The sequence below is a fragment of the bacterium genome (genome assembly GCA_041648665.1).
Lineage (GTDB): Bacteria > UBA10199 > UBA10199 > 2-02-FULL-44-16 > JAAZCA01 > JAFGMW01.
Map to the genome: position 1 here is coordinate 1 of JBAZOP010000087.1, position 12,043 is coordinate 12,043.

Annotated in this window: 10 protein-coding genes and 1 tRNA gene; 2 read left to right on the forward strand and 9 right to left on the reverse strand. The window is 61.5% G+C overall.

What is annotated here, in order from left to right; genetic code table 11:
* The 8 genes from WC683_16740 to mutL all read right to left on the reverse strand — a co-directional run.
* Positions 1-231: laccase domain-containing protein (locus WC683_16740; GenBank protein ID MFA4974257.1), on the reverse strand; the 231-nt coding region annotated here is incomplete at its 3' end.
* Positions 228-1,196, reverse strand: coding sequence for an RluA family pseudouridine synthase (locus tag WC683_16745; protein ID MFA4974258.1), 969 nt, complete (start codon positions 1,194-1,196; stop codon positions 228-230). The genes WC683_16745 and WC683_16740, both read right to left, overlap by 4 nt.
* Positions 1,193-2,107 carry a dihydroorotate dehydrogenase gene (locus tag WC683_16750; protein ID MFA4974259.1) on the reverse strand — a complete coding sequence of 305 codons (915 nt, stop codon included), beginning with the start codon at positions 2,105-2,107 and terminating at the stop codon, positions 1,193-1,195. The genes WC683_16745 and WC683_16750 overlap by 4 nt, the downstream gene beginning before the upstream one ends.
* On the reverse strand, positions 2,098-2,859 hold the full coding sequence (locus WC683_16755) for a dihydroorotate dehydrogenase electron transfer subunit (GenBank protein ID MFA4974260.1): 762 nt from the start codon (positions 2,857-2,859) through the stop codon (positions 2,098-2,100). Before WC683_16755 ends, WC683_16750 begins: the two co-directional genes overlap by 10 nt.
* Positions 2,859-3,308: a ribosomal protein S18-alanine N-acetyltransferase gene (rimI, locus tag WC683_16760; protein MFA4974261.1), complete on the reverse strand. Its 450-nt coding sequence runs from the start codon at positions 3,306-3,308 to the stop codon at positions 2,859-2,861. The genes WC683_16755 and rimI overlap by 1 nt, the downstream gene beginning before the upstream one ends.
* Before the next feature lie 17 nt (positions 3,309-3,325).
* The gene (gene eno / locus WC683_16765; GenBank protein ID MFA4974262.1) at positions 3,326-4,618 is read right to left on the reverse strand and encodes a phosphopyruvate hydratase; all 1,293 of its coding nucleotides are present in this window, start codon (positions 4,616-4,618) and stop codon (positions 3,326-3,328) included.
* Between the two features lie 68 nt (positions 4,619-4,686).
* Positions 4,687-5,595 carry a tRNA (adenosine(37)-N6)-dimethylallyltransferase MiaA gene (gene miaA / locus WC683_16770; protein ID MFA4974263.1) on the reverse strand — a complete coding sequence of 303 codons (909 nt, stop codon included), beginning with the start codon at positions 5,593-5,595 and terminating at the stop codon, positions 4,687-4,689.
* 1 nt (position 5,596) lies between these two features.
* Positions 5,597-7,336, reverse strand: coding sequence for a DNA mismatch repair endonuclease MutL (gene mutL / locus WC683_16775; GenBank protein ID MFA4974264.1), 1,740 nt, complete (start codon positions 7,334-7,336; stop codon positions 5,597-5,599).
* Positions 7,337-7,495: 159 nt separating this feature from the next.
* On the opposite strand from mutL, the gene WC683_16780 reads away from it, so the two are divergent.
* A complete protein-coding gene (locus tag WC683_16780; protein ID MFA4974265.1) occupies positions 7,496-10,159 on the forward strand; it encodes a 1-acyl-sn-glycerol-3-phosphate acyltransferase in 2,664 nt (887 codons plus the stop codon).
* A gap of 122 nt (positions 10,160-10,281) precedes the next feature.
* Here WC683_16780 and WC683_16785 read toward each other — a convergent pair whose 3' ends face one another.
* Complete coding sequence (locus WC683_16785; GenBank protein MFA4974266.1) at positions 10,282-11,634, reverse strand: hypothetical protein; 1,353 nt, start codon at positions 11,632-11,634, stop codon at positions 10,282-10,284.
* Between the two features lie 204 nt (positions 11,635-11,838).
* On the opposite strand from WC683_16785, the gene WC683_16790 reads away from it, so the two are divergent.
* Positions 11,839-11,909: transfer RNA gene (locus tag WC683_16790), tRNA-Gln, on the forward strand.
* The last annotated feature ends 134 nt before the right edge of the window (positions 11,910-12,043 follow it).

The window sequence follows — 12,043 nt, forward strand, 5'->3', positions numbered from 1 at the left end:
GTCTGCAGAACGCACATGGCAAACAATCCCCGGTTCATTTGTGATAAACGCATCTGCCTCGACAACCCCTTCCCCTCTCACATCCTCCAGGCGCACCACGCGCTTCCCGTGCATCTGATCAGTCTCAAAGACGCGCATCTCGGGACCCACCATGTCGTCTATCTCGCACGGCCCTACGCCAAAGCCATGGATGAGGCGAGGAACCGAGACAAAAACTTTTGATTCGATCATGAGCATATTTTCCTCAAATCATTCAAGAGCCCTTCAATGTCATCCGGCAGCGGGGCGATGAACTGCATGCGCTCGCCTGTGCGCGGATGATCGATCGATAGTTTCCAGGAATGCAGCGCAGGCCGATCGAGCTTTGCGACGACCATGCGCATACTGGGATCCGATATCCTCTTGAGCTTGTGCTCCCCTCCATAGAGGGGATCGCCCGCGAGCGCATGGCCGGCCTCTGCAAAGTGCGCGCGTATCTGGTGCGTCCGTCCGGTCTTGAGCGTGATCTCCACCCAGGTGAGCTGCGTGCCGAAGCGCTCCATGGCGCGCCATTCGGTCAGCGCCTCCCTGCCCTTTCGCGTGTTCGATGAGATGCGCTTGCGCTCGATGCGGTGACGACCGAGGGCGGAATCGAAGGAACCCTTGTCCCCATCCATCGAGCCGAGCACGAGCGCGCAGTAGATCTTCTCCACGGTCCTCGCCTGAAACTGCTTCTGTAACGCCACGTGCGCAGCGTCATTCTTGGCCGCGATGATGGTACCGCTGGTGCCCACGTCGAGGCGATGCACGATGCCGGCCTTGAGCTCGCCGCCGACCCCTGAGAGGTCCTTGCAGTGCGCAAGCAGCGCGTTCACGAGCGTGCCGTCAGGATGGCCCGCGGCCGGATGCACGACAAGCCCCGCGGGTTTGTTGACCACTATGATGTCGGAATCCTCAAAAAGGATGTCGAGCGGGATATGCTGCGGGACAGCGGAAGGTTGAACAGGCGGCAAGACATTCACGACAATGCCCTCGCCCTGCTTCACCTCATGCGAAGACTTGGCAGCCTTGCCGTCTACCGTGACCTGGCCCTCTTCGATCAGGCGCTTGGCTTGGGAACGAGTTATGTCGGAAAGATGCGAGGAGATGAAGACATCCAGGCGCTCGCCGCTGTCCTTTGCATCCACAGCGATCCTGTGAACCTTGGTCTCATTCATAGGACTTGAAGCGCGCCTGTGAGGTCCGAGATTTTCTTGATTCCCTGCTCGCGACACCACTTCTCGATCCCGTCGATGATCTCGATTGCGGACATGGGGCGCACGAAGTTCGCGGTCCCGAGCTGGGTCGCAGTCGCACCCGCGAGCATGAACTCGATCGCGTCCTCGGCTGTCATTATACCGCCCATGCCGATGATCGGGATCTTCACAGCGCGCGCCGCCTCGTACACCATGCGCAGCGCGATCGGTTTGATCGCGGGGCCGGAGAGTCCGCCCGTGACGTTCGCAAGCACGGGCCTGCGGGCTTTCGCGTCGATCGCCATCGCGGGGATTGTGTTGATGAGGGAGATCGCGTCAGCGCCCGCTGTTTCCACGGCCTTGGCCATCTCCGGAATCGACGACGCCTGGGGAGAGAGTTTGACGATGAGGGTGCGGGGAAAGGATTTGCGCACAGCCTTCGTGACATCGGCGGCCGCTTTTGGATCAGTGCCGAAGGCGATGCCGCCGCACTTGACGTTCGGGCAGGAGATGTTGAGCTCGATCGCAGCCACGCCCTCGTGAGGCGCAAGCCCCTCCGCGACCTTCGCGTATTCCTCGATCGTGGAGCCCAATATGTTGGCGATCACTACGGCCTTCTGTTTGGCAAGGAACGGGAGCTTCTCTGAGACGAAAACGTCGAGCCCCACGTTCGCGAGCCCGATCGCGTTTATCATTCCGGAGGCGGTCTCGATCACGCGCGGCATCTCGTTGCCCGCGCGCGGCTTGAGCGAAACACCCTTGGTCACGACGGCGCCGAGCCTCGCGAGTTCGTAGAAGGACTCGGAAAACTCTTCGCCGTAGCCGAACGTGCCCGAGGCCACGATGACCGGGTTCTTGAGCGCAAGCCTGCCTATTTTTACATTCAGCTCCATTTCAAATCCCTCGCATCGAAGACCGGGCCCTCGCGACACACGCGCACGAAGTTCCCTTTCGCATCCCTGCACACGCAGCCCATGCACACGCCCACGCCGCAAGCCATGTAGCTCTCCATCGAAAGTTGCACGGGCGCGCCTGCGACCATGCCGAGTTTCGCCACCGCGGCGAGCAGGCCGTGCGGGCCGCACGAGAAGAGCGCCGGGTCTTTCACGCCGCTGATTCCCTTTTTCAGGAGGTCGGTGATTACGCCTTTTTCGCCGCTCGACCCGTCCTCCGTGGCGACGACGACGTTCGCGTTTATCCTTCTCAGCTCGTCCATGTAGAGCAGGTGCGCCTTCGTCTTCGCGCCGTAATATAAGACGGCATCGACCCCTCTCTTCTTGAGCGACTCGCACATTCCAAAGAGCGGTCCGATCCCGTAGCCGCCGGCCACCAGCACAGCCGTCTTTCCTTTGTCAGGCAGGCGAAAGCCCTTGCCGCAGGGGCCGGTCGCGCGGATCGGCGTGCCGGCAGGCGCCCTCGATAGGGCCGCCGTCCCCTTGCCGACTATCTTGACGCAGATCTCCGCGAGCCCATCTTCAAGGCGCACGATGCCGAAGGGCCTGCGGAGAAAGACGTCATGGCCCGGGATCTCAACCATAACGAATTGGCCGGGGTCGAAGGATTTCCAATCCACCGCAAAGCGAAGTCTGAAGGCGTCCTCGGCCATCGGCTCGCGCGATGCTATGGTTGTAATATTTTCCTGCATCACAGTTCCAACCTCATCACCAGCGCGTCCTCGTCGTTGTCGCGATAGTACCTCTTGCGGAGGCCCACCGGTTTGAATCCCAGTTTGTCGTAAAGAGCGCGCGCCGGCGCGTTCGAGGGTCTGACTTGAAGGTATATGTTGCGTGCGCCCTTCTCGCGCGCCTTGCCCATCATGTGATCCAGGAGCATGCGCCCGACGCCGCGGCGGCGATGCTCCGGCTTCACGGCGAAGGTGTGGAGCTCTGCCTCGTCTCCCACACTCTGGACGAGATAGTAGCCGAGCATCTCGCTGCCTGCCTTGGCGATCCAGATCTCGATCGAGTCGAGCGGCCAGAGTTCCTCGTATGAAGAACGCGACCAGGGGAGAGAGAACGAGCGGTTCTCGATCTCCATCAGTTCGTCCATGTCGCCGGGCTCGAACCGAAGGATGTCGATCCTCTCCTCCCTCACGCGAACCGCCCCGGCCGTCACCGCGCGAAGACCTTTCTGCCGCCGAACGAGGCGCGGCTGCCCAGGTGCTCCTCGATGCGGAGCAGCTGATTGTACTTTGCTATGCGGTCCGAGCGCGAAACACTGCCCGTCTTGATCTGGCCAGCGTTCACGCCCACCGCCAGGTCCGCGATCGTGGAATCGCAGGTCTCGCCCGAGCGATGCGATATGACGGTGGTGAATTTCGCCGTGTGCGCGTCGCGTATGCACTGCAGCGTCTCGGAAAGCGTGCCGATCTGGTTGAGTTTGATGAGGATGGAGTTTGCCGCCTTCTCCTCGATGCCGCGTTTGAGCCTCGTGGGATTCGTGACGAAGATGTCGTCGCCCACGATCTGGATCTTATCGCCCAACCTCTGGTTCATGAGCTTCCAGCCGGCCCAATCGTCCTCGGCCAGCCCGTCCTCGATGGAGATGATCGGATATTTCGCGATCAACCCCTCGTACCAGCTGATGAGTTCCTCGGCGCTCTTCTTGGGATTGGCCTCCGCATCGAGCGTATAGACGCCGTTCTCGTAGAAGGATGAGGCCGCCGAATCGATCGCAAGCGCGACCTGCTCGCCCGGCCTGTAGCCCGCGTTGTCTATCGCCTTCATGATCACGTCGAGCGCCTCCTGGTTGGACTTGAGGTTGGGAGCGAACCCGCCCTCGTCGCCGACCGAGGTGGCCAGCCCCATATCCTTGAGCACCTTTTTGAGGTTGTGGAAGATTTCGGCGCCCATGCGCAGGCATTCGCGGAAGTTAGGCGCGCCGAGAGGCACGATCATCCATTCCTGGATATCCACGTTGTTGTCCGCGTGCTGGCCGCCGTTGAGTATGTTCATCATGGGGACCGGCAAGAGCGTCGAGTTGCGCGCGCCGTAGAGCGAGCCGATGTAATCGGAGAACGGCTTGGCCTGGTGGATAGCGGCCGCCCTCGCGGCTGCCAGCGACGCGCCCAGTATCGCGTTCGCGCCGAGCTTGCCCTTGTTGGGCGTGCCGTCCAGCTCGATGAGCGTGGAGTCTATGACGTGCTGCCCCGTGACCGGCATCCCTTTGAGCGCCTTGCGGATCTTCGTGTTGACGTTCTCCACGGCGTTCAGCACGCCCTTGCCGAGGTAGCGTTTTTTGTCTCCGTCGCGCAGCTCCACCGCCTCGTGCACGCCCGTGGAGGCGCCGGACGGAACCGCAGCGCGGCCGAGTATTCCGCCCTCCGCGAGGACATCGACTTCAACCGTCGGGTTGCCGCGGGAATCCAGTATTTCACGACCTTGCACTTCGAGAATCGTAGCCACCTAAACCTCCTTATTATTGTGAATTTACGATGAGTTGCGGGCTTTGGTACATCGAAAAGAATATGATGTCAAACGATGAAATCCTTCACGGCCTGCACGATCCCCGCAATATCGGCGGCCTCAAACCACCTGATCTCCTGATCCGCCCTGAACCATGTCAGCTGGCGTTTGGCAAAGCGGCGTGTGCTCTGCTTCATGAGTTCGACCGCATGCGCAAGATCGATCTTGCCGCCGGCATGGGAGAGGATCTCCTTGTAGCCGACTGCCGAGAACGGCGGTGAGCCGGGGCCGTATTTCTCGAGGAGAAGCCTCACCTCGGCCACTAGCCCCCGGGCGATCATGTCGTCGACGCGGGCATTGATCCGCCGATACAGCTCATCACGAGTAAGATCGAGGCCGATTTTGAGGGCCTCGTACCTACGCTCGGCAAAACCGTGCGCTGATCTCAATGCGCTCGGCGCCTCTCCGGTGAGTGCATGAATCTCAAGCGCGCGGACTATGCGGGTGCGATCATTCGGCGATACCCGCGATGCGGATGCAGGATCTATCTCCGAAAGCCTCGCGTGGAGCGCCGGCAATCCGACGGAGGCGATCTCCGCCTCGAGTTCTGCGCGCACATCCTCGTCGCGCGGAGGGGCCTCGCAGATCCCGTGCATGAGCATGCGAAGATACATGCCTGTGCCGCCGACGACGAATGGAGTTCCGTTGCGCGAGATGATTTCGGAAATCGCCCGATCCGCTAGCGAGACGAACTGCGCTGCGTCGAAGCGCTCAGAGGGGTCCGCTACGTCTATGAGATGGTGAGGGATCGCCGCGCGCTCTTCCCGCGTCGGCTTCGCGGTGCCCACGTCGAATCCGCGCCAGACCTGCTGCGAGTCCGCGGATATGATCTCCCCGCGGAAACGTTTCGCGATCTCAACTCCGACGCGGGTCTTTCCGGAAGCCGTGGGACCACAGATTATTATGATTTTTTTCAATTCACGTCCTCTTGAACCACTTCTCTATCTGATCTCTCTCGATGCGCACCAGGGCCGGCCTTCCGTGCGGACAGCTGGTCACGGCCTCGCGCTCCACGTCGCGAACGAGAGACGCGATCTCCTGCGGAGCAAGCGCATCGCCCGCGCGAACCTGCATGTGGCATGCCGCCAACGCAAACACGCGCTTCCGCGCATCGTCCAGCGAAATCGTGGAGTCCATCTCGGCGAACTCGAAAGCCAGCTTCTGCATCAAAAGCGATACCGAAGAGCCCCCCAGGATCTCGGGCACAGCCTTGACCACGATCGTTCCGCCGCCGAACGGCTCGATTTCAAAACCCGCTTCGGCGAGCAGCTGCGCACGCTCCGAGATAGCGGCAGCATCCGCCCTGGCCAGCTCCACATGCTCGGGCACCAAAAGCCTCTGCTGCGCAACCCTTCCGGAGGCGTATTGCGCGATGAGAGCGTCGAACCCCAGCCTCTCGTGGGCGGCGTGTTGATCTATGATCACCAGTTCGCCTGCCTCGCCCTCGCAGGCGATATAAGCCCTGCCGAACTGGCCGAGTGGCCTCATGCGAGGCTCCTGCGCAGGAAACGAAGTCTGAGAAGTCTCCGTAAAGCAAGGGGCGCGAATCAACCTGTCGCGTTCAAAGCGCATGACGGCGGCCAGGGCGCGAGCCTCGGTCGATGGGCCGGGAGCGCCCGCATCCGTCGAAGCCGCCGGCAGAGAGACGGCCGGCGCCTTCGAGCTGATCCTCTTTTTCACGGCCGACATCAGGAACGAGTGCACCTCGCTCGGAGCGGCGAATTTCACCTCGCGTTTTGCGGGATGCACGTTGACGTCCACGCGAGCCGGATCGATCTCGATCCATAGGACCGCGGAGGGCGAAGCGCCGCGGTCGAGCCTTCCCTCAAACGCCTGGGAGAGCGCGTGCATGAGCACGCGGTCCTTCACCGGCCTCCTGTTGACGAAAAAGTGCACGTCGCGGCCGGAGGCACGGCCTCTCTCAGAGACAAATCCCGCGATCGAAAGCCCGGGCGCGCTCTCGCAGATATACGCGAGCCCTTCGCTCGACGCACTCCCCAGGACCGCCGCCACGCGCTCGCGGCCGGCCTCTTCGTCCGCATCGCCCGCCGCGGCGGCGAGCGTCTCCCTGCGGCCGTCCGCCTTGACGTCGAATCTCACGCGCGGAAACGCGAGCGCGGCAGCGAACACTGCGTCGACCGCATGGCCGGCCTCCACCCTCTCTGAGCGGATGAATTTGCGCCTCGCCGGAACATTGTAGAAGAGATCGCCGACAATGACGCTGGTGCCCGGCGCACAGCCCGCCGGCACAGGGCCGAAGGTGACGCCCGCAGACACCTCGACCCTCGCCCCCTCGATCACCCGGGGATCGTTCACCCTCGATTCGATGGAGAGCCTCGAGACCGCGCCTATGGAGGCGATCGCCTCGCCCCTGAACCCCATCGTGGATATCCGCCAGAGGTCGTCGGCGCTGGTTATCTTGCTGGTCGCATGGCGCCTGAGGGAATTGACCAGGTCCTCCGCATCCATGCCGCAACCGTCGTCCGAGACGCGGATGCGCCGCAAACCGCCGCCTTCGATATCTACGGAGATCGCGGCGGCTCCGGCGTCGATCGCGTTCTCCACCAGCTCCTTGACAACGGATGCAGGCCTCTCGACCACCTCTCCGGCGGCGATCTTCTCCACCACGTCCGCCGGCAGCGCGCGTATCAGTCCCACACGACACCTCCTGAGTGCGACCGGCCTATCACGGCGCGGGGCCCATTTCAACGCCATTTGCAGGCCGGCTTTTCACCCTTGAATTGCTCTTTCAAAGACTGCATCATGGCCGGCCAAACCAGATAAAGGAAGCGAAAGATACCGAAGGAGCCGGGCGAGATGCAGCCGATCACACAATACGAGCGTCCGATCACCGAGCGAATGCTTTTGTCCATTCATCCGGCATGGTCCTCGATGGCCCGCCTCGTCCCGGGTTTCTTCGGAGCGCCGAAGGATCAGGCGCCGCATGCCTCGGCCATGCTCTCGTCTCCCAACTGGCTCTGGAGGCTCCTGCTCCCGCGATTCTTCCGAAGGATCAGCATCGATCCGGCCGAAGCCAAGAGGCTCGCCGACGCATCGGCAAACGCCACGGTCATCTACATCGCAAAATACGTGGGCCAGTTGGAGTACGCATACTTCAACCACATCTTCCTTGAGAACGGGGCCCCGCTCGCGCGCTATACCAACGCCACGGCATTGAGACGTTGGATGAAGACGGGCGACCTTGTCCGATCGATAGCGTCGCAGGAAGACCAGATAGGCAAACACGGCCGGATCCTCGACCCGCTCTACGACGGATACCTGCCCCAGATGATCGCGAATGGCGAGAGCGTGCTCATCAGGATACCGCCCGCCGATCTCCTCGACGAGGAGCTCGTGCTCACGGGCCCGCTTCGCGCCCTGCTCGCCATCATCGAGGCGCAGCGCGCGAGCGCCCGGCCGATAATAGTAGTGCCGCTCGACTTCCTGTGGAGCCGCAGGCCGCCGAAGGCCAGGCGCAGCCTCGGCGACATATTCCTCGGCGAACAGGAATCACCCGGCATCGTGCGCAAGTTCTTCCTCTTCTGGAAGAACTACCGCCGCCGCGCGCAGGCCTCCATAGGCGCGCCGATCTCAGTGATCGACTCCATGGCCGCAAACCAGGGCATAAGCGACGAGGAGATGGCCAGGCGCATACGCGACGAGCTCCTCGGCGCGCTGAACGCGCAGAGACGCACGGTGACCGGCCCGCCGCTCAGGCCCAGATCGTGGTTCATCCAGACAGTGCTCTCGGACGACGAATTGGACAGGGAGATCTGCAGGATCGCCGCCGACCGCGGGAGGATCGCCGACGATCTCCGCGACATGGCGCATCGCTACGCGCGCGAGATCGTGGCGGACCTGGACTACACGTACGTGGAGCTGCTGGAGAGGCTCATGGGCCGAATACTCAAGAGGCTCTTCGACGCCTTCGACGTGGACGAGGAGGGCCTGGCAACAGCGAAAGCCGCCCTTGCGAAGGGTCCGGTGATCTTCGTCCCCAACCACCGAAGCCACGTGGACTCCCTCGTGTTCTCATACATACTCTATCACAGGGGCATGACCATGCCCCATATCGCGGCCGGCACCAACCTCTCCTTCTGGCCGCTCGGCCGCATCTTCCGCCGCTGCGGGGCCTATTTCATACGCAGGGCCTTCCGCGACAACCCCCTCTACAGGGCCGTGCTCCAGACATACCTCAAGGTGATGATGAAGGAAGGCATATCCCAGGAGTTCTTCATCGAAGGGGGACGCAGCCGCAGCGGAAAGCTCAAGGCCCCCAAAATGGGGATGCTGGGCATGCTGAAGCGCGCCGCGCGCGAGGCCGGTGTGGAAGGCGCATCCATAGTTCCGGTCTCCATCACCTACGATCGCGTGATCGAGCACAAGAGCTACATGCGCGAGCTCGAAGGGGCGAACAAGGAAAAGGAATCGAGGTTGAAACTCGTCGGACTCACGAAATATCTGGGCAAGGGAAACGCCAGATACGGTTCCATATACGTGCGCTTCGGCTCGCCCATCCCGCTGCTCGGCGATGACAGGGATCCCCGCGCAGTGGAGCGAGACGCGTGGCGCATCTGCCATGAGATCAACCGCAGGGCGGTCGTCACGCCTGCGGCGGTGGCGGCAGCGGCCATACTGCCGATAAGCCGGACCGGTATCACGCTGGCGCAGTTTAAGCTCAACTCACAGGCGATACTGGACTGCCTCGCCGCAAAGGGCGCTGAGATACCCAGGGAGCTGGCGGGTTCGCCGGAGGCGGTCCTTCAGGAGGCCGTCGCCAGGTTGGCGAAGGCGAAAGTCGTCATCATAAAAAACGACGCCCTGGAGCCCTTCATCGCAGTGGAGGAGCAAAAGCGCGTGCCGCTTTCCTTCTTCAGGAACAGCGTCGTTCACTTCCTCATGACGCCCGGCGTGCTCTGCAAGCTCCTGCTCTGGCGGGCGAAGCACGAGGACGCTCCGACCGTGCAGGAGCTCTCGGAGGACATTGCCGCTGCGAAGGTGCTGTTGCACCACGAATTCCGCTTCGCGGCGAGCCGTCGCATCGACGAACACGTGGAGAAGTCCGCGCGCATACTCGAGAAGATGGGGGCGATCGCCCGCTCCGAAGACGGCAGGCTCATCCCGCGCACCTCGGGGCTGTGGATCATGGATCTTCTCTCCGCACAGATAAGGCCGTTCGTCGAGACGCTGTGGGTCGCCACGCGATACGCCGAGGAACGCATGAAGAACCCTCTCGACGAGAGGACGCTCATCGACAACATGCTCACCGCAGGGGGCGACATGTATCAGCTGGGCAGGGTTCGTTTCCGCGAGTCCGTGACAAAGGATGGCTTTGCCAACGCCATCAAGGCGCTCTGCAGCTTCAAGATCATCATGCCCGAGCCTCAGAGAGAGGGCGAGAAGCGCAGATCCTCATACGCGCCCACACAGAATGCAGAGGCCATGAAAAACCTTAAAGCGGAACTTGAAAAGCTCTTCTGAGGGGACAACAACTTAATTATCAACGATTATTTCCGCCTCAATATAGGGCAGTGAGGGTCTGCGCCGTGCGCGGGCTGATAAGGTGCTGATCAGGAGATTTTATCCACAGGCTTATCCATCGGTCATGTGAAAACAGGGGCGGAATCTTCAAGCTCTTCTTTAAGGTCTTCTTCAGACGATGAGTACTCTTCCCTGCCGCGGCCGTCGCCTTCCTGCTCGCCGTGATGATGCTGCGCATCCCCTTGAGAGCCGGCGGCAGTCACGCGCTCATGGGGGGACTTCTCGCCCCCCGGAGAGGCTTGCGAATAGCTGATCGCCGCGAAGAAATACGGAGGGCCGCCCTTGTCCGCCTGCGACATGGCTATGGCGAACGGATCGCTGTTGGCATCCTGCATGGCAGCGCCGCCCGCCGAGAGCATGTTCCCGGCATGGCCGGAGGCACGCCCTGATTGTGACGAAACATCTGTGCGGACGTCGGACGCGCGCCGGCCTCCGCTTCCCTCTTCCGATTTATTGAAACCGGCCGATGCGTCGGAACCCAACTCAGCAGAAGCGAGCAGATACGGCCCGCTGTGCCCTGAGAAGATATCGCGGAGCCACGAGGACAACCGGCTCACCAGGACAGCTATCGGAGGACCGGCCTTCTCCTCGGCCCTCTCGAAGCAGCGCCCCACCGACGAGACCGCGCTCTCAACCGCGCGCCGCACTGAGCCTCGCAGAACGCTATCGTCCGCCGCAGGCCTGAGCCCAAGCTCGGACTTCAATTCCGAAACCGCGCGCCTTGCCAGCTCCCCGATCTCGGAACCAGCGGCCTCGAGAATGGAGACGACGGGCGGCAGATCTTTCTGCGCGAGAGGGAGTATTATCCCGCTGTCGCTTATTCCGTGCGAAGGCTCGGCAGACTGTTCTGCTACGGCCGAAGCCGCCTTGGTTTCCTGTTTTTCACTTGTCGCTTCCTGCGCAGAAGCGGGGACTTCAACTTCGTCGGCCGCAAGCAGAACCGGCTCCTCCGCGCGAGGCTCGGGATCGTCGAGGGATATCAGCGGTTCGCTCGGAGGCGCGGGTTCGCCGGCCTCCTCGGAGAAGACATCCTCGGACGAATCGGAAAAAATCTTCGCGGAATTTTGCAGCGCCGCCGCATCGTCCTGATCGAGCCAGGGATCGTCGTACGAATACAGATCCTCTTCAGGGAAATCGGAGCAGCTGTGCGAATACGGGTCGCAGGACTCGGCCGGATCCGCCTCGATCTCTTCCTCGCAGAGGATGACGAGTTCACCGTCCTGATCGATGGAGGCGACGATATCACCGCCATCATCGTAGATATCTACCGTGCCGTCCTGATTGGTGACCGGATAGAGGGGACCGTACTGTTCTTCGAGACTCGGAAGGAGCAGGGCCACGATCTCTTCGGCAAGCGCAAGGCTGCCGGAGACAGGGACGCTTGAAGCCTGTATTTTCAACTGGTTGTCGGACATCCATATTTATTATCGGCTCGAATCGGACCAAAGTTGCGCGGCCTTTTGATTTTTTTAAGTCATTGATATCATGCATGTTTATTGCTCATTTTATATCGATTTTTAAAAATCGACCCCTGGGCCGGCCGTGTTGACAAATGCGGCTGGTATGTGCCAAAAAGCCGAGCTCGTTGAAAATTGAGATCGAGATTGGAGTTAAGATTTTCAGGGATCGTCCAACGGTAGGACGCCAGCCTCTGGAGCTGGTTATCTAGGTTCGAATCCTAGTCCCTGAGCAGCAAAAGCCTCCACGAAAGTGGGGGCTTTTTGCTGCTCACAGGCAGGGTAAGAGACGCCCTCTGCACAAATAACCCTACGGGAGCTGTTCAGTTTTTCCCCATCCGAACGAGGACCCGGTGTTTGATGAGAT